The 23,185-nt window shown below is 72.7% G+C and carries 18 protein-coding genes; 12 read left to right on the top strand and 6 right to left on the bottom strand.

The window, feature by feature from the left end; translation table 11 throughout:
• Position 1: 1 nt before the first annotated feature.
• The 3 genes from SSBG_RS19435 to SSBG_RS19425 form a co-directional block, all read right to left on the bottom strand.
• Entirely contained in the window at positions 2–610 is a 609-nt protein-coding gene (locus SSBG_RS19435; RefSeq protein ID WP_008747781.1) for a molybdopterin-dependent oxidoreductase, read from the bottom strand.
• 104 nt (positions 611–714) lie between these two features.
• Positions 715–1,083, bottom strand: a complete 369-nt coding sequence (locus tag SSBG_RS19430) for a WhiB family transcriptional regulator (RefSeq protein ID WP_008747780.1) — start codon at positions 1,081–1,083, stop codon at positions 715–717.
• Positions 1,084–1,256: 173 nt separating this feature from the next.
• Positions 1,257–1,934, bottom strand: a complete 678-nt coding sequence (locus tag SSBG_RS19425) for a DUF1707 SHOCT-like domain-containing protein (protein ID WP_037870166.1) — start codon at positions 1,932–1,934, stop codon at positions 1,257–1,259.
• A gap of 433 nt (positions 1,935–2,367) precedes the next feature.
• Between SSBG_RS19425 and SSBG_RS19420 the strand changes: the two genes are divergently transcribed.
• From SSBG_RS19420 to SSBG_RS19400, 5 genes are all read left to right on the top strand, one after another.
• The gene (locus SSBG_RS19420; RefSeq protein WP_008747777.1) at positions 2,368–4,041 is read left to right on the top strand and encodes a fumarate hydratase; all 1,674 of its coding nucleotides are present in this window, start codon (positions 2,368–2,370) and stop codon (positions 4,039–4,041) included.
• Between the two features lie 158 nt (positions 4,042–4,199).
• Positions 4,200–5,555 (top strand): class II fumarate hydratase, encoded by a 1,356-nt coding sequence (locus tag SSBG_RS19415; protein WP_008747776.1) that lies wholly within the window; start codon positions 4,200–4,202, stop codon positions 5,553–5,555.
• A 110-nt stretch (positions 5,556–5,665) separates the two neighbouring features.
• Positions 5,666–6,349: a DUF402 domain-containing protein gene (locus tag SSBG_RS19410; RefSeq protein ID WP_008747775.1), complete on the top strand. Its 684-nt coding sequence runs from the start codon at positions 5,666–5,668 to the stop codon at positions 6,347–6,349.
• A 144-nt stretch (positions 6,350–6,493) separates the two neighbouring features.
• A complete protein-coding gene (locus SSBG_RS19405) occupies positions 6,494–7,165 on the top strand; it encodes a class I SAM-dependent methyltransferase (protein WP_050776795.1) in 672 nt (223 codons plus the stop codon).
• 38 nt (positions 7,166–7,203) lie between these two features.
• On the top strand, positions 7,204–9,219 hold the full coding sequence (locus SSBG_RS19400; RefSeq protein WP_037870163.1) for an ATP-binding SpoIIE family protein phosphatase: 2,016 nt from the start codon (positions 7,204–7,206) through the stop codon (positions 9,217–9,219).
• Between the two features lie 75 nt (positions 9,220–9,294).
• Here the strand turns inward: SSBG_RS19400 and SSBG_RS19395 are convergent, their stop codons facing one another.
• Positions 9,295–11,622 (bottom strand): transglycosylase domain-containing protein, encoded by a 2,328-nt coding sequence (locus SSBG_RS19395; protein ID WP_008747772.1) that lies wholly within the window; start codon positions 11,620–11,622, stop codon positions 9,295–9,297.
• Between the two features lie 369 nt (positions 11,623–11,991).
• Here SSBG_RS19395 and SSBG_RS19390 point away from each other — a divergent pair, with 369 nt between their 5' ends.
• The 7 genes from SSBG_RS19390 (at position 11,992) to SSBG_RS36205 (ending at position 18,180) form a co-directional block, all read left to right on the top strand.
• The gene (locus SSBG_RS19390) at positions 11,992–12,948 is read left to right on the top strand and encodes an SPFH domain-containing protein (protein ID WP_008747770.1); all 957 of its coding nucleotides are present in this window, start codon (positions 11,992–11,994) and stop codon (positions 12,946–12,948) included.
• A 40-nt stretch (positions 12,949–12,988) separates the two neighbouring features.
• Entirely contained in the window at positions 12,989–13,297 is a 309-nt protein-coding gene (locus SSBG_RS19385; RefSeq protein WP_008747769.1) for a hypothetical protein, read from the top strand.
• A 103-nt stretch (positions 13,298–13,400) separates the two neighbouring features.
• Positions 13,401–13,925 carry a PadR family transcriptional regulator gene (locus SSBG_RS19380; RefSeq protein ID WP_008747768.1) on the top strand — a complete coding sequence of 175 codons (525 nt, stop codon included), beginning with the start codon at positions 13,401–13,403 and terminating at the stop codon, positions 13,923–13,925.
• A complete protein-coding gene (locus tag SSBG_RS19375) occupies positions 13,922–14,608 on the top strand; it encodes an ABC transporter ATP-binding protein (protein WP_008747767.1) in 687 nt (228 codons plus the stop codon). Before SSBG_RS19380 ends, SSBG_RS19375 begins: the two co-directional genes overlap by 4 nt.
• Positions 14,605–17,061 (top strand): FtsX-like permease family protein, encoded by a 2,457-nt coding sequence (locus tag SSBG_RS19370; RefSeq protein ID WP_008747766.1) that lies wholly within the window; start codon positions 14,605–14,607, stop codon positions 17,059–17,061. Before SSBG_RS19375 ends, SSBG_RS19370 begins: the two co-directional genes overlap by 4 nt.
• 114 nt (positions 17,062–17,175) lie before the next feature.
• Positions 17,176–17,820, top strand: a complete 645-nt coding sequence (locus tag SSBG_RS36210; protein WP_420790319.1) for an SPFH domain-containing protein — start codon at positions 17,176–17,178, stop codon at positions 17,818–17,820.
• 36 nt (positions 17,821–17,856) lie between these two features.
• Positions 17,857–18,180: a hypothetical protein gene (locus SSBG_RS36205; RefSeq protein ID WP_420790318.1), complete on the top strand. Its 324-nt coding sequence runs from the start codon at positions 17,857–17,859 to the stop codon at positions 18,178–18,180.
• 84 nt (positions 18,181–18,264) lie between these two features.
• On the opposite strand, the gene SSBG_RS19360 is transcribed toward SSBG_RS36205, so the two are convergent.
• Positions 18,265–19,227 (bottom strand): LysR substrate-binding domain-containing protein, encoded by a 963-nt coding sequence (locus SSBG_RS19360; RefSeq protein WP_008747765.1) that lies wholly within the window; start codon positions 19,225–19,227, stop codon positions 18,265–18,267.
• A 237-nt stretch (positions 19,228–19,464) separates the two neighbouring features.
• Positions 19,465–22,899, bottom strand: coding sequence for a CARDB domain-containing protein (locus tag SSBG_RS19355; RefSeq protein WP_037870161.1), 3,435 nt, complete (start codon positions 22,897–22,899; stop codon positions 19,465–19,467).
• Between the last annotated feature and the right edge of the window lie 286 nt (positions 22,900–23,185).

The following is a 23,185-nucleotide window of genomic DNA, read 5'->3' as shown; positions in this document are numbered from 1 at the left end:
GTCAGTCGCTCCAGGTGCGCTCTTCGCGCCAGGGGTCGCCGTGGTTGTGGTAGCCGGCGTTCTCCCAGAATCCGGGCTCGTCCTCGGCCGTGAGGCGGATGCTTTCGAGCCACTTCGCGGACTTCCAGAAGTACAGGCGCGGTACGAGCAGCCGCAGCGGGCCGCCGTGCTCGGGCGAGACGGGGAAGCCGTCGTACTCGTGGACGATCCAGGCGCGGCCGCCGGTGAGTTCGGCGAGCGGGAGGTTCGTCGTGTAGCCGCCGTGGGACGCGGCGACGGCGTACCGGGCGCGGGGGCCCGTCCCGCCCGCCGCCTCGAAGAGGGTGTCCAGGCCGACGCCCTTCCAGCGGGTGCCGAACTTCGACCAGCGCGTGACGCAGTGGATGTCGGTGGTGACCTCCTCCTGCGGCAGCGCGAGGAGCGCGTCCCAGTCCCAGGTGTGCCGCTCGCCGCTCTCGGAGGTGAGCGTGAAGGTGTACGTCTCGGTGCGCAGCCGCGGGGTCGGCCCGGCGGAGAGGACGGGGAACATCTCCGTCGGGTACTGGCCCGGCGGCAGCCGGTCGGTGAGCTGCCGGGGCTTTCCGTGGAAGCCGGGGGAGAGTGCGTTCACTCCTCCAGGCTCGTACGGGTGGCGCGGGGCGCAACTCGGGGGCGGCGGGCGCGGGCGGGCGGCGGCCGCCGCCGCGGTTCAGCGGGCGGTGGCGACGGCGCGGTTCAGCGGGCGGTGGCGACGGCGCGGCGCCTGCGGCGGGCGAGGAGGACGCGGCGCTCGGCCGCCGTGAGGCCGCCCCAGACCCCGTACGGCTCCGGCTGGACCAGCGCGTGCTCGCGGCATTCGACCTGCACGGGACAGCCGGCGCAGACGCGCTTGGCGGCGTCCTCGCGCGAGAGGCGTGCGGCGGTGGGCTCCTTGGAGGGGGCGAAGAAGAGGCCCGCCTCGTCGCGGCGGCAGACCGCGTCGGCGTGCCAGGGGGTGTCCTTGTCGCGGGCTGGGGTGCTCGCTTCGCGTCGGCGCTGTGGCTCGGGGGACCGCTGCTGGGGGATGGCGCTGATCGGGAGGGACTGACGCGGCGAGTACAGCACGGTCTACTCCTGACGACGGCTACGGCTTGCGCGAGCGACGAGCGAGGTGCGACGAGCGATGGAGCAAGCTCTACCCGCTGTGCGCGCGCCTATGCACTGCGTGGGGACACGGCGTCGGCAGGGGGAGGGGGCGGCGGGCGGAGGGCTCGCTCCCACCCCCGGGGGCCGTTCCCTCAGCCCAGCCGCTTGCGCAGGTGGCGGGAGAGTTCCTTGATGAAACGTCCCCGCTTCGGTTTCGCCTCCACGCTGCCCAGGACCGCGAAGCCGTCGACCTGGACGGACGGGGCCTCGGGCTCGGTGGCCTGGAGGCCGTCCACCTCGAACTGGCCGAGGACTCCGCTGCCGCTGCCGTGCAGCGTCACGTTCTCCGGGACGCGGATCTCGACACTGCCGAAGACCGCGATGGCCTGAATCGTGAGGTGCCGGTGTTCGAAGACCGCCTCGCTGAGGTCGATCTCGACGCTCCCGAAGACCGCGATCGCGCGGATACGGGGCGCCGGGCGCCAGTGGCCGCGGCGCACGGACTCGGAGAAGACCGCGAACAGGCTCTCCTGCGGGCCCGCCTGCCCGGACGCCCCCGCGGCGGCGGGCGGCACGCTCGCGGCGCCGGGGCGCGGGAGGTCGGCGACGAGGGGTTCGAGCTGGGCCTGCGTACGGGAGGAGTAGACCGCCTCCACCCGCTCCGTGTGCTCCTCGGCCGTCAGCCGGCCCTCGGCGAGCGCCTCGCGCAGGATGGCCGCGTAGTGGTCGCGCTCGGCGTCCGAGGCGCGCAGGCCGGGGCCGGCGGCGGGGCCCGCCGCCGGGGCGGTCGCGGGACGTGGGGCGGTCTGGGGGCGCTTGTCGAGGTCCACGGCCGCAGGGTACCGAAACGCGATAGATCGCGACACCCCGCGCGACAGTCGCTTTCCGGCCTCCCGGCACTCCCGCGCCCCCGGCGGTCCGCGCCCCCGGCACTCCCGCGCCCCCGGCGGTCCGCGCCCGCCCCCCGGACGGAAGCAGCCGCGTCCGGGGAGGTGATCCGGCAGGAGATCCGGGGGGCGGGTGATCCGGGCGGCAGGTGATCCGGGCGGCGGGTGAGTGGGCGCTCATCCCTGCCCGGGCCCCCTCCCCCGCACTGAGCCTTACCTCACACGCCGCCCCGCGTCCCCGGGGTTCTAACCTGAAGGGCGCCGCCCAGGAGTCCGGGAGCCGACGAGCCGCCGGGCCCGGGAGCCGGGAAGCCGGGCGGCCCGGGGGCGGCCACCGCCCGTCCCGCCCGCGCCAGCCACACGAGGAAGCGTCACGATGCCGGAGTTCGCGTACACCGACCTGCTGCCGACCGGAGAGGACACCACGCCGTACCGGCTGGTGACCTCCGAGGGGGTCTCCACCTTCGAGGCGGACGGGCGGACCTTCCTCAAGGTCGCCCCGGAGGCGCTGCGCACGCTCGCCGCCGAGGCGGTCCACGACATCCAGCACTACCTGCGCCCCGCGCACCTCGCCCAGCTCCGCCGCATCATCGACGACCCCGAGGCCAGCGCGAACGACAAGTTCGTCGCCCTCGACCTGCTCAAGAACGCGAACATCGCGGCCGCCGGCGTCCTGCCCATGTGCCAGGACACCGGCACCGCGATCGTCATGGGCAAGCGCGGCCAGCAGGTGCTCACCTCGGGCGAGGACGAGAAGGCCCTCTCGCACGGCATCCACGACGCCTACACGAAGCTCAACCTGCGCTACTCGCAGATGGCGCCGCTCACCATGTGGGAGGAGAAGAACACCGGCTCGAACCTCCCGGCCCAGATCGAGCTGTACGCGACCGACGGCGGCGCCTACAAGTTCCTCTTCATGGCGAAGGGCGGCGGCAGCGCCAACAAGTCCTTCCTCTACCAGGAGACGAAGGCGGTCCTCAACGAGGACTCCATGATGAAGTTCCTGGAGCAGAAGATCCGTTCGCTCGGCACGGCCGCCTGCCCGCCGTACCACCTCGCGATCGTCGTCGGCGGCACGAGCGCCGAGTTCGCGCTCAAGACCGCCAAGTACGCCTCCGCGCACTACCTGGACGAGCTGCCCGAGGAGGGCTCCCCGCTCGGGCACGGCTTCCGGGACAAGGAGCTGGAGGAGAAGGTCTTCGGGCTGACGCAGCGGATCGGCATCGGCGCGCAGTTCGGCGGCAAGTACTTCTGCCACGACGTACGGGTCGTGCGCCTGCCCCGGCACGGCGCCTCCTGCCCCGTCGCGATCGCCGTCTCCTGCTCCGCCGACCGCCAGGCCGTCGCGAAGATCACCGCCGAGGGCGTCTTCCTGGAGCAGCTGGAGACCGACCCGGCCCGCTTCCTGCCCGAGACGACCGACGAGCACCTTTCCGAGGACGGCGCGGACGAGGTCGTGCGCATCGACCTCAACCAGCCGATGGACGACATCCTCGCCGAGCTGACCAAGTACCCGGTCAAGACCCGCCTCTCGCTCAGCGGCCCGCTCGTCGTCGCGCGCGACATCGCGCACGCCAAGCTCAAGGAGCGCCTCGACGCGGGCGAGGGCCTGCCGCAGTACCTCAAGGACCACCCGGTCTACTACGCGGGCCCCGCCAAGACCCCCGAGGGCTACGCCTCCGGTTCCTTCGGCCCGACGACCGCCGGGCGCATGGACTCCTACGTGGAGCAGTTCCAGGCGGCGGGCGGCTCCAAGGTCATGCTCGCCAAGGGCAACCGCTCGCGGCAGGTCACCGACGCCTGCGCGACGCACGGCGGCTTCTACCTCGGCTCCATCGGCGGCCCGGCCGCGCGCCTCGCGCAGGACTGCATCAAGAAGGTCGAGGTCGTGGAGTACGAGGAGCTGGGCATGGAGGCCGTCTGGCGCATCGAGGTCGAGGACTTCCCGGCCTTCGTCGTCGTGGACGACAAGGGCAACGACTTCTTCACCGAGCCCGCCCCCGCCCCGACCTTCACGAACATCCCGGTCCGCGGCCCGGGACTCGGCTGACCGAAAGCGCCGGGCGGGAGCGGCGGTACGGGAGCGGCGGCGGAAGCGACGGTACGGGAGCGGCGGTACGGGAGCGGCGGTACGGGAGAGATACGGGGGCGCGAGCCCCGTACGCCCCCCGTACCGCCGCGCCCGAGTTCCGCACCGAGCACGACTCGATGGGCGAGGTCCGGGTGCCCGCCCGCGCGAAGTACCGGGCCCAGACCCAGCGCGCGGTCGAGAACTTCCCCGTCTCGGGCCAGCACCTGGAACGCGCGCACATCCGCGCCCTCGCGCAGATCAAGGCGGCGGCGGCCAAGGTCAACGCCGAGCTGGGGGTGCTCGACGCGGAGCGCGCGCAGGCCATCCGGGCGGCGGCCGAGGAGGTCGCCGAGGGGCGCTGGGACGCGGAATTCCCGGTGGACGTCTTCCAGACCGGCTCGGGCACCTCCTCGAACATGAACACGAACGAGGTGCTGGCCACGCTCGCCACCGAGCGCCTCGGCACCGACGTGCACCCCAACGACCACGTCAACGCCTCGCAGTCGTCCAACGACGTCTTCCCCTCCTCGATCCACATCGCCGCGACCTCCGCCGTGACGCACGACCTGATCCCGGCGCTCGACCACCTCGCCGCCGCGCTCGCGCGCAAGAGCGAGGAGTTCGCCGACGTCGTGAAGTCGGGCCGTACCCACCTCATGGACGCCACGCCCGTCACGCTGGGCCAGGAGTTCGGCGGCTACGCGGCGCAGGTGCGCCACGGGATCGAGCGGCTGCGCGCCTCGCTGCCCCGGCTCGCCGAACTGCCCCTGGGCGGTACGGCGGTCGGTACGGGGATCAACACGCCGCCCGGCTTCTCGGCCGCCGTCATCGACGAGGTCGCCCGCGTCACCGGGCTGCCGCTCACCGAGGCCCGTGACCACTTCGAGGCGCAGGGGGCGCGGGACGGGATCGTCGAGACGTCGGGGCAGCTCCGGACGATCGCGGGCTCGCTCACGAAGATCGCCAACGACCTGCGGTGGATGTCCTCCGGGCCGCGCACGGGCCTGGCCGAGATCAATCTGCCCGACCTCCAGCCCGGCTCCTCGATCATGCCGGGCAAGGTCAACCCCGTACTGCCCGAGGCGGTGCTCCAGGTCGCCGTGCAGGTCGTGGGGAACGACGCGACGGTGGGCGCGGCGGGGGCGGCGGGGAACTTCGAGCTGAACGTCATGCTGCCCGTCATCGCGAAGAACGTGCTGGAGTCGGTGCGGCTGCTGGCGAACGTCTCGCGGCTCCTCGCGGACCGCACGATCGACGGGATCACGGCGAACGCGGAGCGGGCGCGCGAGTACGCGGAGTCCTCGCCGTCCGTCGTGACGCCGCTCAACAAGTACCTCGGGTACGAGGAGGCGGCGAAGGTCGCGAAGAAGTCGCTCGCCGAGCGGAAGACGATCCGCGAGGTCGTGATCGAGGGCGGGTACGTGGAGCGGGGCGCGCTGACGGTGGAGCAGCTGGACGCGGCGCTGGACGTCCTGCGGATGACGCGACCGTAGGACTCAGGAGCCGGAGGGCGCGGACGGGGGCGCGCGAGCCGCACGGCGCGCGGTCGGTGGCCGTGGGGCGCGGGGTCGGGCGCCGTGGGGCGCGGGCGTAAAATCCACCCATGCCCCACGAACCCGCCGTCCCCCGCTGGTCCCCCGGCACGCCGATCCTGTGGCGCTACCGCGCCAACGGGACGCGCGGTGACGAGGGCGTCCACATCTGCCGTCCCATGACGGTCGTGGAGGACACCGGGGACCGGCTCGTGGCGTGGCTCGCGCCCGGTACGGAGTGCGTGCGGCCGGTCTTCGAGGACGGTACTCCGGTGCACGCCGAACCTCTCGCGAGCCGCTACACGCGCCCCCGTACCACCGGGCGTGAGCCCTGGTGGGGGAACGGCGTGCTCAAGCTCGCCCGGTCCGGTGAACCGTGGTCGGTGTGGCTGTGGTGGGACGAGGACTGGACCTTCCGGAGCTGGTACGTGAACCTGGAGCAGCCGCTGCTCCGGCACCCGGGGGGCGTGGACTCGGTGGACCATTTCCTCGACATCGACGTCACGCCCGACCGCGCCTGGTCCTGGCGGGACGAGGACGAGTTCGCGCAGGCGCGCGCGGACGGGCTGATGAGCGCGCGGACGGCGGCGGAGGTGCGGGAGGCGGGCCGTGCGGCGGTCGCGCTGATCGAGTCCTGGGGCGCCCCCTTCGCGGAGCCGTGGCCCGCGTGGCGCCCGGACCCCTCCTGGCCCGTACCGGCGCTCCCGGGCGACTGGGACCGGCCGGCGGCGGGGCTGACGGCGCGAGGCGCGTGAGACCTCGGGTGCGGCGCATGAGACCCTTGCCGCCCCCCGGAGGGGCGAACGTAGGATCTAGCTCCGCGATGCGGCCCGATGCGGGGCACAACCGCCGTGATGTGCACGGAGGTTGACGGAAGGTCAACGAGGGGCGGACAGTACGTGAGCGTGGGACACGAGGGATACGGGGCCGGCACGCCGGACCGTGCGGGGCAGGCGGCGGCGTTCGACGCGATCGGGCAGCGCTACGACGAGGCGTTCCCGCACAAGGAGGGCCAGCTCGCCGCCGGTGACTGGCTCGCGAAGGAACTGCCCGCCGGGGCCAGGGTCCTGGACGTGGGCAGCGGTACGGGCCTGCCGACCGCCAAGGGCCTCGTCGCCGCGGGCTTCGACGTCACCGGCGTCGATCTGTCCCCCGGCATGGTGGAGCTGGCCACGACCCACGTGCCCGGGGCGAGGTTCCTGCACCGCGACATCGCCTCGCTGCGCGCGGAGGGCCCCGACGGGCTCGGCCGCTTCGACGGCATCGCGTGTTTCTTCACACTGCTGATGCTGCCGCGCGAGGAGATCCCGCACGCCCTGCGCTCCCTGCACTCGCTGCTCAAGCCGGACGGGCTGCTCGCGCTGTCGATGGTCGAGGCCGACCTGGACGACGCCACGATTCCGTTCCTGGGGCACGAGATCCGGGTATCGGGCTACCTCCGCGAGGAGTTGCGCCGTACCGTGCGGGATGCCGGGTTCGAGATCGCCGGCGAGGACTCGTACTCGTACGCCCCCGCCAGCACCGACACCCCTCCCGAGTTCCAGCTCTTCCTGAACTGCCGGCGCGTCTGAGCGCGGGCCGCTCAGCCGGACGGACGGATTCGACACGCGTGACCGAGCAACCCACCCCCCACCCGCAGGCGCAGGGCGGCCTGCTGCACGCCGCGCCCGGCGCGGCGGGACAGCCCGCGCCCGCGCCGCAGGCGCACGCCGCGCCGCCCGGCCAGGAGCGCGAGCGCGCCGAGGGCGGTGGCCACGCCCGGGACGCCAGGGGCGGTGACGCCCCCACCGCCGCCGAGCCCGTCCGGCCGCGTGCCGACGCCGCTCCCCCGCCTGCGGGCGGCACCTCGGCGCCCCGGGCCTTCAACGAGGAGCTGTCCGCGCACCCGAGCGAACAGGAGCGCGAGCGCGCCGACGGCGAGCGGCTGCGTTTCGTCGGCGCGGCCACGCGCCGGATCGCGCGCGGCATCGACCTGGACGAGATCGTCATGGGCCTGTGCCGGGCGAGCGTGCCGGTCTTCGCCGACGCGATCCTCGTCTACCTGCGCGACCCGCTCCCGGTGGGCGAGGAGCGCCCCACGGGCCCACTCGTGCTGCGGCTGCGCCGCACCGACCGCATCCCCGAACCGCACATGCTCACCGGGCAGTACACGCTCTCGGGAGCGCTCCTCCCGGCGACGCCGCTGCCGGACGGCTCGGTGCGCGGGGCGCAGATGTGCGAGGTCGAGCCGGGTGGCGCGCTCGCCGAGGTGCTGCGCGGGGTCCGGCCGCTGTTCGGCGGTTCGAAGGCGGCGCGGGCCGCGCTCCCCGAACTGCTCGGCGCCGACGCCGTACCGCCGCTCGCCGGGGTGGACGGGCGGCGGGCGATCCTCGCGCCGCTGCGCGGGCGCCGCCGGGTGATCGGCGCGGCCGTCTTCCTGCGCGCTCCCGAGCGCGTGCCCTTCGGTCCCGACGACCTGCTGGTGGCGGCGCAGCTCGCGACGCACTCGGCGCTGGGCGTCGACAAGGCGGTGCTGTACGGGCGCGAGGCGTACATCGCGGACGAGTTGCAGCGGATGATGCTGCCGGAGCGGCTGCCGAACGCGACCGGGGTACGGCTCGCGAGCCGCTACCTGCCGGCGGCGGAGACGGCGCGCGTCGGCGGTGACTGGTACGACGCGATCCCGTTGCCGGGCTCGCGGGTCGCGCTCGTCGTGGGCGATGTCATGGGCCACTCGATGACGTCGGCGGCGATCATGGGCCAGCTCCGGACGACCGCGCAGACCCTCGCCGGGCTCGACCTGCCGCCGACCGAGGTGCTGCACCACCTTGACGAGCAGGCGCAGCGGCTGGGCAGCGACCGGATGGCGACGTGCGTGTACGTCGTCTACGACCCCGTCTCGCACCGCATCACGGTCGCCAACGCGGGCCACCCGCCGCCCCTGCTGCTCCACATGGACGGGCGCGCGGAGGTGCTGGACGTACCGCCGGGGGCGCCGATCGGGGTCGGCGGCGTGGACTTCGAGGCCGTCGAGCTGAACGCGCCCTCGGGGGCGACGCTGCTGCTCTACACGGACGGCCTCGTGGAGTCGCGGCTGCGGGACGTGTGGACGGGCATCGAGCAGCTCAAGGACAAGCTCGCCGAGACGGCCCGGCTCACGGGCGCCGATCACGCGCCGCCCCTGGAGGCGCTGTGCGACTCGGTGCTCGACGTGCTCGGGCCGAGCGACCGGGACGACGACATCGCGCTGCTCGCCGCGCGGTTCGAGGGGATCGTCCCGGAGGACGTGGCGTTCTGGTTCCTCGACGCGGAGCCGCGCGCCGTCTCGCGGGCCCGGCGGCTGGCGCGTGAGGCGCTGGAGCGGTGGGGCCTGGAGCGGCACATCGACACGGTGCAGCTCCTGGTGAGCGAGGTCGTGACGAACGCGGTCCGGTACGCGACGCGCCCGGTGACGCTGCGGCTGCTGCGCACGGACGTGCTGCGGGTGGAGGTCGGCGACGACGTGCCGCAGCTTCCCCGGGTGCGCAACGCGCGGACGACGGACGAGGGCGGGCGCGGGCTCTACCTCGTGAAGCGGCTCGCGCGCCGGTGGGACGCGACGCGGCTGGGGAACGGGAAGGTCGTGTGGTTCGAGCTGGACGCCTGAGGAGCGGGCGGCGCGGCCGTCCGCGCCCGTACGGAGGTGCCCCCGGCCGGGGAGTCCGGCCGGGGGCACCTCGCGTCAGACGCCGTTGCCGTCCTGCGGGCGGCCGTGGCCGTCCTGGCCGCCCTGCTCGCCGCCGCCGTCGCCCTGTCCGGGGAGCGGTGGCAGCGAGGGGCCGCCGCTTCCCGGGTCGCCGGGGTCCGGGGTGAGCGTGGGGAGACCGCTGCCGCCGGTGTCCGTCGGGTCGGGACCGGGGGTGGTCGGGTCCGGGGTCGGGGACTCGGTCGTCGGGTCCGGGCTCGGGGACTCGGGGGCCGTGGTGGACGGGGAGGGGGTGTCCGAGGGCGTGGGTGTGTCCGAGGGGGTGGGGGCGGTGCTCGGGGTCGTGGCCGCGCCCATGTCGGTGTCGAGGTCGAACTTCTCGGGGGCGCCGATGACCGCGAAGGTGTAGTCGGCCCAGATCTGGGCGGGGAAGCCGCCGCCGTTGACCCGGCCGCCGCCCGCCGCGCCGCGCACCGAGACCTGGGCGCCCTTCGCGTACTTCGTGCCGTCCGCCGTCGTACCGGCCTTGGCCGCCTCGCCGAAGACGCCGACCGAGGTGACGAGGTCCGGGGTGAAGCCGGTGAACCAGGCGGACTTGTTGTCGTCGGACGTGCCGGTCTTGCCTGCGACGGGCTGCGTGCGGTCGCGTACCGCCGAGCCCGTGCCGTCGTCCACGACGCCGGTGAGGACGGAGGTGACGGAGTCGGCGGTCTGCCGGCTGACGACCTGGTCGCCGATGGCGCTCGGCAGTTTGACGTCCGCGCCGCCGTAGGTGACGGACTTGAGGATCTGCGGGGTGACCTTGCGCCCGTGGTGGTCCAGCGTCGCGTAGACCCCGGCCATCTGGAGCGGGCTCGCGCCCATGGAGCCGAGGGTCTGGGCGGGGACGGCCTCCTCGTGCTCGACGTCCAGGCCCAGCCGGCCGGCGGTCTTCATGACCTCGTCCATGCCGACGTCGACGCCCATCTGCGCGAAGACGGAGTTCACGGACTTGTTCATCGCGGTCTGGACGCTGATCGGCCCGTAGTCGACGCCGTCCTCGTTGGGCGGGTCGAAGGCGACGTCGCTGCCCTTGACGGGGCGCTCGCTGGTGCCGTCGTAGATCGTGGAGGCGGTGATGGGCGTGCCGTCCTGGGTCTTCGCCTTGTTCTCCAGCGCGGCGGTCAGGATGAGCGGCTTGAAGGTGGAGGCGACCTGGTAGTCGCGGCGGGTGGCGTTGTCGGTGTAGTGCTCGGGCCAGCCCGCGCCGCCGTAGAGGGCGAGGACCCTGCCGTTCTTCGGGTCGACCGAGGCGGCGCCCGCCTGCACGTTCGCGTCCACGGAGCGGCGCCGGGGGTCGAGCTTCGAGGTCAGCTCGTTCTTGACCGACTTCTCCAGCCGGGCCTGCTTCTTCGGGTCGATGCCGAGCGTGACGGTGTAGCCGCCCGCGTCCACCTTGGCCTTCGCGTCGTCCAGCGAGAGGTCGTCGTTCTTGGCGACGGTGCGTATCAGCTCGTTCTCGGCCTCCTTCTGGAGGTAGCCCTTCTGCCCGGTGAGCCCGGCGTCGCGCTGTTCGCCGTGCGGGACGGGGAAGGCGAGCTTCGCGCGCTCGGTGGCGCCGAGCCAGTGCTGGCCGACCATGTTGTCGAGCACGTAGTTCCAGCGGTTCTTCACGAGGGTCTTGCCGTGGGGCGTCGCGACGGACCAGTCGTACTGGCTGGGGGCCTGGAGGAGGGCGGCGAGGTAGGCACCCTGGGCGACGTTGAGCTGATCGGCGTCGATGCCGTAGTACGCCTGGGCGGCGGCCTGGATGCCGTAGGCGCCCCGGCCGTAGTAGCTCGTGTTGATGTACCCGGCGAGGATGTCGTCCTTGGAGTACTTCTGATCGACCTTGAGCGAGATGACCAGTTCCTTGAGCTTGCGGCTCACGGTCTGGTCGGCGTTGAGGTAGTAGTTCTTGACGTACTGCTGGGTGATCGTGGAGCCGCCCTGCTTGCCCTTGCCGGTGACGGTGTTGAGCAGGCCGCGCGCGGTGCCCTTGAGGTCGACGCCCCTGTCCTTGTAGAAGCTCTTGTTCTCGGCGGCGACGAAGGTGTGCTGGACGGCCTTCGGCACCCGGTCGAGGCTCACGATCTCGCGGTTGCGCTGCCCGGTGCGGGCGAGGACTGTGCCGTCGGCGAGCTTGTAGACGTTGGCCTGCTGGGTCGCGTCGGGGTTGCCCTCGGGGACGTCGACGTACAGGTAGAGGCCGACGAAGCCGGCTATCCCGAGCAGGCACAGGCCGAGGACCGTGCCGAGCAGCTTCTTCCACGTGAACAGGCGGCGCACACGCCCGCGCGGGGCGCCGCCCCCGCGACGTCCCCGCCTCTCGTCCGCTCGCCCCATGGTGACGGCCGCTCCTTCTCAGTGGTTCCTGCCGGTGGTGCGCACCACGCGGTCCACGGCGGCCCGCGCCATCGCGCGCGCCGTGGCTCGATCAGCTTTGAAAGCTAACACCGCGCTCTTGGACAAAGGGCTCCCGATCCTGTCTTTTCCGGACGTGACAATCAGCACCGTCCCGTACTGAAACCGACTCCATGCGCGTGCGGATGGTTGCCATCCGGGGTAATCTGATATCACTTTGAAAGCGCGGCCACGCGGGTACGGAAGCTTCCCGGACCCCGTGCGCGGTAGCGCCGCACCAGGTCAGGAGCGGTGCGCCCCGGCGGTCACCACCGTCGCCGCCACATCCGTGACAGAACGGGGGAACCACCCATGTCCACCCACCCCACACCCGAGACCCCGCGCGGGGACGACCTCGCGCCCGGTCAGCTCGCCGAGATGCCCAAGCCGCGCGTGACGGAGTTCACCGCGAAGAGCATCGGCGGCGGGCTGGCCCTGCTCCTCGGCCTGCTCGGCCTGGTCGCCGGCATCGCGATGATCGTCTCCGCGACGGCGGTCTCCTCGACCGGTGGCAAGGCGGTCCTGATCGCCGGGGGCATCCTGCTCGCCATCGCCTCGGTCTTCGCGATGGCCGGGCTCAACATGGTCGCGCCCGGCGAGGCCCGCGTCGTCCAGCTCTTCGGCCGCTACCGGGGCACGATCCGCACGGACGGGCTGCGCTGGGTCAACCCGCTGACGAGCCGCACGAAGATCTCCACCCGGGTGCGCAACCACGAGACGGCCGTCCTCAAGGTCAACGACGCCTACGGCAACCCGATCGAGCTGGCCGCCGTCGTCGTGTGGCGCGTGGAGGACACCGCCCAGGCGAGCTTCGAGGTGGACGACTTCCTGGAGTTCGTCGCGACGCAGACGGAGGCGGCCGTCCGCCACATCGCCATCGAGTACCCCTACGACGCCCACGAGAACGGCGGCCTCTCGCTGCGCGGGAACGCCGAGGAGATCACCGAGAAGCTCGCGCTCGAACTCCACGCGCGCGTGGAGGCGGCGGGCGTCGAGATCGTGGAGTCCCGCTTCACGCACCTCGCCTACGCCCCCGAGATCGCCTCCGCGATGCTCCAGCGCCAGCAGGCCGGGGCGGTCGTGGACGCCCGCCGGCTCATCGTGGAAGGCGCGGTGGGCATGGTCGAGCAGGCGCTCTCCCGCATCCAGCAGGAGGACATCGTGGAGCTGGACGAGGAGCGCAAGGCGGCGATGGTGAGCAATCTGCTCGTCGTGCTGTGCGGGGACCGGGCGACGCAGCCGGTCGTGAACGCGGGCACTCTGTACTGAACGGCGCCGGTCGACGGCAGCGACAGCGGGTGAGGCGGCGATGAACGACAGCGCTGCGGACGAGGGGTCCGCGACCGGGGAGCCCGGCGGCGCGCGGCGGGCGGGGCGCCCGGCCCGCAAGCAGGTCCTCCTGCGGCTGGACCCGAAGGTGCACGACGCCCTCGCCCGCTGGGCGGCCGACGAGCTGCGCAGCAGCAACGCGCAGATCGAGTACCTGCTGCGGCGCGCGCTCGCCGAGGCGGGCCGGCTGCCCTCGGCGGCGGCCCCGATCCCGCGCAGGGGACGACCGCCCGGGCGGGGGCCGGGGGCGGGACCCCCGGCCGACGACGAGGCGCCGCGCCAGGACTGAGCGGGCGTACGGGCCGGGCCCCGAGCGGGGTCCGGCCCTCTTCACGATAGCTATACACCCCACGTATACATCGCCGGTATACCTCCCACGTATAGTCCTCGCCATGTCCATCGGTCACACACTCCTCGGCCTCCTCGAAACGGGGCCCCGCCACGGGTACGACCTCAAGCGTGCCTTCGACGAGAAGTTCGGGCACGACAAGCCGCTGCACTACGGCCAGGTCTACTCGACCATGTCCCGCCTCCTGAAGAACGGCCTTGTCGAGGTCGACGGGATAGAGGCGGGCGAGGGTCCCGAGCGCAAGCGGTACGCCATCACGGACGCCGGGATCACCGACGTCGCCCAGTGGCTCGCGACCCCCGAGAAGCCCGAGCCCTACCTCCAGTCCACGCTGTACACGAAGGTCGTCCTCGCGCTGCTCACCCGGCGCGACGCGCACGACGTCCTGGACGTGCAGCGCGCCGAGCACCTGCGCCTCATGCGCTCGCTCACCGAGCGCAAGCACAAGAGCGACTTCGCCGACCAGCTCATCTGCGACCACGCGCTGTTCCACCTCGAAGCCGATCTGCGCTGGCTGGAGCTGGCCACCGCCAGGCTCGGCAAGCTCGCCAAGGAAGTGAACCGATGATCCCCTCGGGCTCCCTGCTCTCCGCGGAGGGACTGCGCAAGTCCTACGGCCCGACGACCGCGCTCGACGGAGCCGAGTTCTCCATCCACGCGGGCGAGGTCGTCGCCGTCATGGGCCCCTCCGGCTCCGGCAAGTCCACGCTCCTGCACTGCCTCGCCGGGATCGTCCCGCCCGACGGGGGCACGATCCACTACGGCGGCACCGAGCTGAGCGCGCTCCCCGAGAGCCGCCGCAGCGCCCTGCGCCGCAGCGACTTCGGCTTCGTCTTCCAGTTCGGCCAGCTCGTGCCCGAGCTGAGCTGCGTCGAGAACGTGGCCCTGCCGCTGCGCCTCAACGGCGTCAAGCGCAAGGAGGCCGAGAAGGCCGCGTACGCCTGGATGGAACGCCTGGAGGTCGAGGACCTGGCGGCGAAGCGTCCCGGCGAGGTCTCCGGCGGGCAGGGCCAGCGCGTCGCCGTGGCCCGCGCCCTCGTCACCGGGCCCCGGGTCCTCTTCGCCGACGAGCCGACCGGGGCGCTCGACTCGCTCAACGGCGAACGCGTCATGGAACTGCTCACCGAGGCCGCGCGCGGCACCAACGCCGCCGTCGTCCTCGTCACGCACGAGGCCCGCGTCGCCGCCTACTCGGACCGCGAGGTCGTCGTACGGGACGGCCGCTCCCGGGACATGGAGCGCCTCGTATGACCAGCCCCCTCACGCTCGACCGGCACGCGGACGCCGCGCCGCCGCCCCCGCCCGCGCCGACCGCGACCGGCCGCCTCGCCACCTGGGCGCGCGACCTGCTGCTCGGCGTGCGCTTCGCCGTCTCGGGGGGCCGCGAGGGCTGGACGCGCACGGCGCTCACCGCCGTCGGCATCGGCCTCGGCGTCGTGCTGCTCCTGCTCGCCTCCTCGGTGCCGACCGTCCTCGCGCACCAGGACGAACGGCTCGACGCGCGCCGCCCCACGAAGCTCGCGGCCACCGCGGCGAAGGAGTCGCCGCGCTCCTTCCTGGTCTCCGACGGCTCCAGCGAGTACCAGGACGTCACGATCGGCGGCTTCCTCATCGCCCCGCAGGGCGGGAAGGCGAGCCCGCCGCCCGGTCTGGGCCGCTTCCCGAAGCCCGGCGAGATGTTCGTCTCGCCGGAGCTGCACGACCGCCTCCACGACTCGGGCGACGCCCTGCTGCGCGCCCGCTTCGCCCCGTACAAGGAGGCCGGGACGATCGGCGCGGCCGGGCTCGACCAGTCGCACGAGCTGTACTTCTACGGCAACCCCGGCGACCTCGCGACGAAGCCGCACAGTGACCTGCGGTACGCGCACGGCTGGGGCGAGCGCCTGAACCTGCACGACGAGATGGACCCGCTGCTCGTCGCGCTGATCGTCATGATCTGCGTCGTCCTGCTCATCCCCGTCGTGCTCTTCATCGGCACCGCCGTGCGCTTCGGCGGCGAGCGCCGCGACCGCAGGCTCGCCGCGCTGCGCCTGGTCGGCTCGGACGCGGCGGGGACGCGGCGCATCGCGGCCGGCGAGGCGCTCGCCGCGGCGGTGCTGGGCCTCGTGTTCGGCGTGGTGTTCCTCCTCGTGGGGCGGCAGTTCGCCCCGTACGTGAGCATCGCGGGCGCCAGCGCCTTCCCCGGTGACATCACGCCGGTGCCCGGGATCGCCGCGCTCGTGGCGCTCGCGGTGCCCGTGTGCGCCGTCGCCGTGACGCTCTTCTCGCTGCGCGCGGTGAGCATCGAACCGCTCGGTGTCTTCCGGCAGTCCGCGCCGCGCAGGCGCCGCGTGTGGTGGCGCCTGGTCATCACGCTCGTGGGCCTCGCGCTGCTCCTGTCCGACGAGCGGCTGCGCGCGACGCCCGCCGAGCGCGAGGCGCAGAGCATCGACCCGTACCGGCTCGCGGGCGGTGCCTCGCTCACGCTCATCGGCCTCGCGACGCTGCTGCCCTGGCTGGTGGAGTTCGTCGTGCGGCGGCTGCGCGGCGGTTCCGTGCCCTGGCAGCTCGCCGTGCGCAGGCTCCAGCTCAGCGGCGGGACGGCGGCCCGCGCGGTCGGCGGGATCACGGTGGCCGTGGCGGGCGCGATCGCGCTCCAGATGATGGTCAGCTCGCTCGGCGACGACTTCGACAAGACGACCGGCCAGGACCCGGCCCGCGCGACCCTCGGGGTGTCCAGCAACATCACCGACTGGAAGCTCGCCGAGCAGTTGCGCGCCGCGGCCGTGAAGGCACCCGGCGTGCAGCGCGTGACGGCCGAGATCACCGGGTACGCGCAGGCCCCGCGTGCCGAGCGGAAGCCCGGCAAGGACGGCGAACCGCCCACCGTGTGGCTCACGGTCGGCGACTGCGCGACGCTGCGCGAGAAGGCGAAGCTCCCCTCCTGCGCGGACGGCGACGTCTTCCGGGCCCGGCAGCCGGTCCGCGAGCAGTGGGACAAGGACATCAACACCCAGACGTGGCAGGTGGCCCGCGACGGCCACTGGATCGATGTCGCCCCGGACACGAAGCGGGGCAGGCTGTGGCGCGTCCCGCAGGGCGTCAAGGACGTCAAGGGCATCCGCACCCCCGAGGGCGACGACGGCTCCGGCCTCCTCATCACCCCGGGCGCCATCGACGCGAGCATCCTCGGCAAGGGAGGCGGCTCCACCAACGTCCGCGTCAAGACCAACCCGGACGACGCGCAGGCGATCGACCACGCGCGCAACGCCGTCATGTCCGTCGACCCGACCGTGCGAATGTGGACGTACTCCAGTACGCACCGCGACGGGACGTACGCGAGCGTGCGGCACGGCCTCGCGGCGGGGGCGATCCTGACGACGCTCCTCATCGGCGCCTCGCTGCTCGTCTCGCTCCTGGAGCAGTTGCGCGAGCGCAAGCGCCTCCTCTCGGCGCTCGCGGCCTTCGGCACGAAGCGCTCCTCGCTCGCCTGGTCGCTGCTGTGGCAGACGGCGATCCCGGTCGCGCTCGGGCTGTGCGTCGCGACGGCGGGCGGGCTCGCGCTCGGCTGGACGCTGGTGCGGCTCATCGACAAGGAGGTCGTGGACTGGTTCGTCTTCCTGCCGCTCGTCGCGGCGGGCGCGGGGACGATGCTCCTCGTGACGCTCCTGACGCTCCCGGCGCTGCACCGCACGATGCGGGCGGCGGGGCTGCGCACGGAGTAGGCGGCCGGTCCCGGCGGGACCGTTCCGGTACGCGGCCGTTCGCGCCCGTACCGGAACGGTCCTACCGTGAGACGTGCGGGGACACCCATGTCTCGTGTCCTGGGGTTGGTACTCATGACCGCACTCGTCATCGCCATCGTCGTGGTGGCACTTCTCGTGGTGATCCTGCTGGGGCTGAGCGTGCGCAACGTGCAGCAGTACCAGCGCGGGGTCGTCTTCCGCTTCGGCCGTCTGCTGCCGCGCCTGAGACAGCCGGGGCTGCGCCTGATCCGGCCGGTCGGCGACCACATGGAACGGGTCTCCATCCAGACCGAGGTGCTCGGCGTCTCGCCGCAGGGCGCGATCACCAACGACAACGTGACCGTCACGGTCGACGCGGTCGTCTACTTCCGCGTCATGGACCCGGTGAAGGCGCTCGTCAACGTGAGCGACTACCCCTCGGCGGTCTCCCAGATCGCGCAGACCTCGCTGCGCTCCGTCATCGGCCGCGCCGATCTCGACACGCTCCTCTCGGACCGCGACCGCATCAACGCCGAACTGCGCACCGTGATGGACGCGCCGACCGAGGACCCCTGGGGGGTACGGGTCGAGCGCGTCGAGATCAAGGACATCGCGCTGCCGCAGGACATGATGCGGTCCATGTCGAAGCAGGCCGAGGCGGAACGCGAGCGGCGCGCCCGGGTCATCGCGGCGGACGGCGAGGCCCAGGCGGCACGCAAGCTCACCTCGGCGGCGAGCACCATGGCCGACACCCCGTGAGCCCTCCAACTGCGGCTGCTGCAAACGGTGGTGGACGTGGCGGCGGAGAAGAACAGCACCCTGGTCATGCCGTTCCCCGTGGAGCTGCTGCGCTTCTTCCAGCAGGCCGCCGACAAGACGGGCGTGCCCTCCGCGGGCGGCGCGTCCGTGCCCCTGGACGAGGCGCCCGGGCGCGGCGGCGCCTCCTCGCACCGGGAGGCTTCCTCGCGGACGGAGCGCGCCCGCGCCCGTACCGCCCGCGCCGTCCACGCGGCGCCCGCGCTCGACGGGAGCATGGCCGACCAGCAGGCGGCGGCCCGTACGCGGGCCGAGCGCAGGCGGCTGGAGCGGGAGACGTGGCCGGAGATCCCGGTGCGGTGACCGTCCCGGCCCCGGCCTCCCGGACCCCGGCCTCCCCGGGCCCGGTCTCCCTGGCCCCGGCCTTCCGGCGGGCGCGTGGGCCGCTCAGCCCGCGGGCCGTACCGGCAGTCCCGCGAACGCCCGCCGCAGCTCCGCCGCCAGTTCCCCCATCTGCCCGGCCCGCGCGGAGCCGTCCCGCAGCACCAGGCCGATCCGGCGGCAGGGCGCGGGCCCGGCGAAGTACCCCGTGCCCAGTCGCGGGTTGCGGCCCGTCTCCAGCGGTACGGCGGTGCGCGGCAGGAGCGTCACGCCGAGGCCCCCGGCCACGAGCTGGACGAGCGTGGAGAGCCCGGCGGCCGTCGTCGTCACGGCCCTCGCCTCGCCGCGTCCCGCCTCCCGGCACACGTCGAGCGCCTGGTCGCGCAGGCAGTGGCCCTCGGCGAGCAGCAGGAGCGGCAGCTCCGTGAGCACCTCGCGGGGCAGCTCCTCCCGGCCGCCGAGCGCGTGTCCGAGCGGGGTGACGAGCACGAAGTCCTCGTCGAAGAGCGGGATCTCGGTGAAGCCGGGCGTCGAGAGCGGCAGCGCGAGGAGCAGCAGGTCGAGCCGCCCCGCCGCGAGCCCCTCGCTGAGCGCGGAGGTCTGCTCCTCGTGCACTTCCAGCGCGAGATCGGGGTAGCGGCGCGCGCACACGTCGAGGACGGTGGGCAGCAGGTACGGGGCGACGGTCGGGATCACGCCGAGCCGCAGTGTCCCCGTGAACGGCGCCCGCAGGGTCTCCGCCTCCTCCAGGAGCCCCGCGACCTCGGCGAGCACCCCTCTGGCCCGCGCCGCGAGGCGTTCCCCGGCGGGCGAGAGCAGCACCTTGCGGGTGGTGCGCTCGACCAGCGTGACGCCCAGGACCTCCTCCAGCGCGGAGACGGCCCCGGAGAGGGCCGGCTGGCTCATGCCGAGCACGGCGGCGGCCTGCCGGAAGTGCAGGTGCTCGGCGACGGCCGCGAAGGCCCGCAGCTGGGCGAGGGTGGGCTGGCGCGCGCGGCTGTCGGCGGCGAGGACATGTTCCGTACTCACGAATGACTCACGAAGGACTCACGAAGGGGCTCACGCAGAAACTCACGCCGGGGAGGACCCGGGCCGCCGCGGCGGCGGCGATTGATCGGTTCCGCCGATCACTGTCCCCCCACCCTAACGAGCCGGCGCGGTCGGCCGGAAAGCGCGCGGAGGAGACCCGCGTCACGACGAGGGGCCCCGCCCGCCCCCTCGCGCGGAGGGAGCGGGCGGGGCCCGGGTCGTGCCGGCCCGTGCGGGTCAGCGCTTGGCCGCCGCCTTCGCGGGGGCGCCGGTGATCGTGAACTGCGAGCCCGGCTCGACGAGTACGTCCCCGTCACGCGAGTTGGAGATCGTGACGTTGGAGAGGGTCGCGTCGCCGCGGGCGCCGCTCATCGCGAGGATGCCGGAGCCGTTGTTCGACTTGTCGATGCGGACGTTGGAGATCTTCACCCCGCTGTACGTGCCGCCACCCGTCTTGAACTGGATGCCGTCGTACGTCGAGTCGAGGATGTCGGTGTCCCTGATGGTGACGCCGGGGATGCTCGCGCCCTGGGCGAAGAGCGTGATGGCGCCGAACTCCTGGTCCTCGTTCCAGAAGGCCCCGCCCGTGCGGTGCAGGGTGTTGCCCGCGATGAGCGTCTGGCCGGAGAAGGGGATCGGGTCGTGGTCGGTGGCGAGCATGATGCCCGGGTAGTTCATCGTGTCGGAGACGACGTTGTTCTCGATGGTGTTCCCGAAGCCGCCGTAGACCGCGATGCCGTTGGCCCGCCAGGGCAGCTGGATCGTGTTGTTGCGGAAGTGGTTGTTCGCGCCGACGTCCGTCGAGGGGTCCTTGACGTACTTGCTCGACCAGACGGCGAGCGAGTCGTCGCCCGTGTTGCGGAAGGACGAGTTGTAGACGGTCGAATCGTGCGTGCCGTTGGTGAAGTTGATGCCGTCCGCGTAGGTGTCGCGTACGCGCATCCCGCTGAACTCCAGGCCGTCGGCCGGGTTCCACAGCTCGGGGATGTTGGAGTAGTCGCGGCCGACCCAGACGCCGACGTTGGCGTGCTCGATCCACACGTTGGAGATCTTCGTGTTCTTGCCGAAGCGGCCGTTGAGCCCGACGCCGCCCTCGGCGTTGCCGTCCCCGCCCCGGATGCGTCCCGAGCCGAAGATGGCGAGGTCGGAGATCTGCGTGTTGTCGTCGATGTCGAAGCCGAAGTTGCCCTCGTGCGGGTGGTTGATGCCGCCCGCGTCCTGCGGCTCGGTGAGCGTGTAGAGCTGCGAGTGCCACATACCGGCGCCCACGATCTTCACGTTCTTGATGCCGACCTGGTTGTACTGGCCCCGGTGCTGCGGGTCGGGGGTGAGGATCTTCTGCTCCTGGCGCCACTGCCCGGCCGGAATCCAGACGCAGCCGATCTGCCCGTTCTGGTCCGCCATGACGGCGCGCTGGATGGCGTCGGTGTCGTCGATGCCGTCGTTGGGCACGGCACCGTACTCGGTGATCGAGGTGCACTCGGCGGGCTTGGCCTTCGCGGGGGCGACCTGCTCCAGGTCGATCAGGTCCACGATGTAGAAGCTCGCGTTGTCACCCGCGTCACGCTGGAGACGGAACGTGGTGCCCACCGGGTACGTCTGCGTGAGCAGCGCGTTCGCCTCGTCGAAGAGCCGGCGCGCGTCACCGCCCGGGGTGTTGGTCAGGCCCTCGGGGTCGTCGGTGGAGCCGTAGAGCCAGGAGTGCTTCGAGCTGAGGTCGAGCTTGCGGACGAACTGGCCGTTCGCGTACAGGCTCAGGGTCGCGTTCTGCCCACCGCCGTTCGCGGCGTCCGGGATGGAGTTGCGCACGACGATCGAGTTGGTGGGCGTCGTGGAGGTGAACTCCACGTACTGGCCCGTGCTGTTGAGGCGGACCGACTTGCGGCCGCTGGACTCCGTCGCGAAGTTGGTGTGGCCGAAGGTGCGCTTCGCGTCGGCGGTCAGGAGCGTGCCGGTGTACTTGCCGTCCTCGGCCTCGTACTCGGTGTACGGGACGGCGGCGCCGCGCCCGACGACGATCGAGCGGGCGAAGGTGTTGTTGTCCTCGTCGGTCTCGGCGACGGTGTTGGTCGCGTCGGCCGTCGCGGTGAGCGTGGCGCCGCCGTCGGTGGCCTTCCACGTACCGGAGACCGGGACCTGGACCGTCGCACCGGCGGGGACGGCGGGCGTGGTGCCGTTGAGCGTCGTCGTACCGGCCGTGAGGCGCGTGACGGTACCGGCGGCGACGGCGGTCGTGCCCCGGTTCTTGACGGCGACGGTGAAGCTGACGCTGGCGCCGCTGGCCGGGGTCTCCGGGTTGGTCGCGATGCCGGTGACCTGGAGGTCGGGCCCGGGGCTCTGCGAGACGACGAGCTTGCTCGTGCCCGCGCGGCTGTTGTTGCTGTTGTCCTGCTCCACGACGGTGTCCTTCGGGTCCACGACGGCCGAGACCGTGTAGGAACCCTGCGGGCGCTTGCCGACGTCGACCGAGACGGTCTGCGAGGCACCGGCGGCGAGCGCGCCGACCGGGGCGCTGCCCGCGACGGTGCCGTCGAGGCTGACGTCCACGGTGGTGGCGGGCGAGGCGGCCGTACCGGCGTTGCGGACGGTGGTCCTGACGGTCACCGCGTCCTTCTCGGACGGCGTGGTGGGCGTCCAGGTCAGGTCGGTGAGGGTCAGGTCCGGGTTGGGCGCGGCGGTTCCGACGACCTCGATCTCGGCGACCTGGGCGCCGGGGGCGCCGGAGTTGGACGCGATGTCGAGCCGTACGTCGGCGGCGCGGCCGGTCACCGGGATGGTCACGGTGTTCTGGTTGGACGAGGGGCTGAAGCTGTAGGTGGCGCGGGCCTTCAGGCTCGTGAAGGCGCTCGCGTTCTGGCCCCGGCCCTGCACCTCGATCGCCTGCGTACGGGCGCCCCAGGCGGTGTCGGGGTTGAGCTTGACGACGATGCCGGAGATGTCCGCGTCGGCGCCGAGCTTCACGGTGAGCCGGCCCGGGAGCCCGGCGGACTCCCAGTAGGTCTTCGTGTCACCGTCGTTGGCGTTCGCCGGGACGAAGGTGTGGACGTAGCCGTTGGCCTCGACCGGCTTGCCCTTGGCGAGGTTGGTCCCGTCCACGGGCGGGTTGCCCGGGTCGACGGGGCCGCCCGGGTCGGTGCCCCCGTCGTCGCCCTCGCCCCGGATCTCCAGCTCGCTGAGCTGGGCGGCCTGCCAGCCGCTGTTGGCGCTCACCTGCACGCGCACGTACCGGACGTCGGCGGCGGCGAAGCCGACCGTGACCGCGTTGGCGGAGTTCGGCGTGAAGGTGCGCTTCGCGGAGGCGGAGAGCGTGTTCCACGCGCTGCCGTCCGTGCTGCCCTGGACGCTCAGCGTCTCGTCGCGCGCCTCCCACGTGGTCGGCAGTTTCAGCGTCACCTCGTCCACGGAGGTCGTGGCGCCGAGGTCGACGCGTACCCACTGCGGGAAGGAGGCGCTGGGCCCCTCCCAGTAGGAACCCTGGTTGCCGTCGGTCACGTTGCCCGCGCCGTACTGGCCGTTGACGCCGCTCGCGGTGGCGGGGCGGCCGAGCGCCAGGTTGGGGCCCGGGGCGGCGGGCACGGCGGCGTGCGCCGTCGCGGGGAGCAGTCCGAGGGGGATCAGGCAGGCCGCGAGGAGCCCGGTGATCGCCCGCCGGACGGATGGCTTCCGTCTCATGCTGTCCTCTGTTCGGTTTTCGGTGCGGGGAGAAGAGGGGTGGGACGGTGCCGGTCCGGGCGGGGGCCCGGACAGGCGGGTACCCACCCGGGCGGGACCCGGGCGGGCGGGGGAACCTCTCGAACAGGGCGCGAGAGGAGTGTGGTTGGTGATTTTTTGAGCGAACTCGTCAATCTTTTGCGGCCACTTGGAAACAGATTTCTGACAAGTTAAAGATTTGTCAACGGCCGGGACAGAACTGCCACGGAAGGTGAGCGAGAGTGACGGGGCATCAGCGGGCGAGCGG

Origin of the sequence: Streptomyces sp. SPB074 (assembly GCF_000154905.1) — a bacterium.
Lineage (GTDB): Bacteria > Actinomycetota > Actinomycetes > Streptomycetales > Streptomycetaceae > Streptomyces.
This window is presented reverse-complemented; position numbering and strand designations above follow the sequence as displayed.

Excerpts from the sequence above, each read along its gene's own strand:
- SSBG_RS19355 (WP_037870161.1), bottom strand. The coding sequence starts at position 22,899 with ATGAGACGGAAGCCATCCGTCCGGCGGGCGATCACCGGGCTCCTCGCG.
- SSBG_RS19385 (WP_008747769.1), top strand. The coding sequence starts at position 12,989 with ATGAACGACAGCGCTGCGGACGAGGGGTCCGCGACCGGGGAGCCCGGC.
- SSBG_RS19390 (WP_008747770.1), top strand. The coding sequence starts at position 11,992 with ATGTCCACCCACCCCACACCCGAGACCCCGCGCGGGGACGACCTCGCG.
- SSBG_RS19415 (WP_008747776.1), top strand. The coding sequence starts at position 4,200 with ATGGGCGAGGTCCGGGTGCCCGCCCGCGCGAAGTACCGGGCCCAGACC.
- SSBG_RS19380 (WP_008747768.1), top strand. The coding sequence starts at position 13,401 with ATGTCCATCGGTCACACACTCCTCGGCCTCCTCGAAACGGGGCCCCGC.
- SSBG_RS36210 (WP_420790319.1), top strand. The coding sequence starts at position 17,176 with ATGACCGCACTCGTCATCGCCATCGTCGTGGTGGCACTTCTCGTGGTG.
- SSBG_RS19395 (WP_008747772.1), bottom strand. The coding sequence starts at position 11,622 with ATGGGGCGAGCGGACGAGAGGCGGGGACGTCGCGGGGGCGGCGCCCCG.
- SSBG_RS19410 (WP_008747775.1), top strand. The coding sequence starts at position 5,666 with ATGCCCCACGAACCCGCCGTCCCCCGCTGGTCCCCCGGCACGCCGATC.
- SSBG_RS19370 (WP_008747766.1), top strand. The coding sequence starts at position 14,605 with ATGACCAGCCCCCTCACGCTCGACCGGCACGCGGACGCCGCGCCGCCG.
- SSBG_RS19375 (WP_008747767.1), top strand. The coding sequence starts at position 13,922 with ATGATCCCCTCGGGCTCCCTGCTCTCCGCGGAGGGACTGCGCAAGTCC.
- SSBG_RS19420 (WP_008747777.1), top strand. The coding sequence starts at position 2,368 with ATGCCGGAGTTCGCGTACACCGACCTGCTGCCGACCGGAGAGGACACC.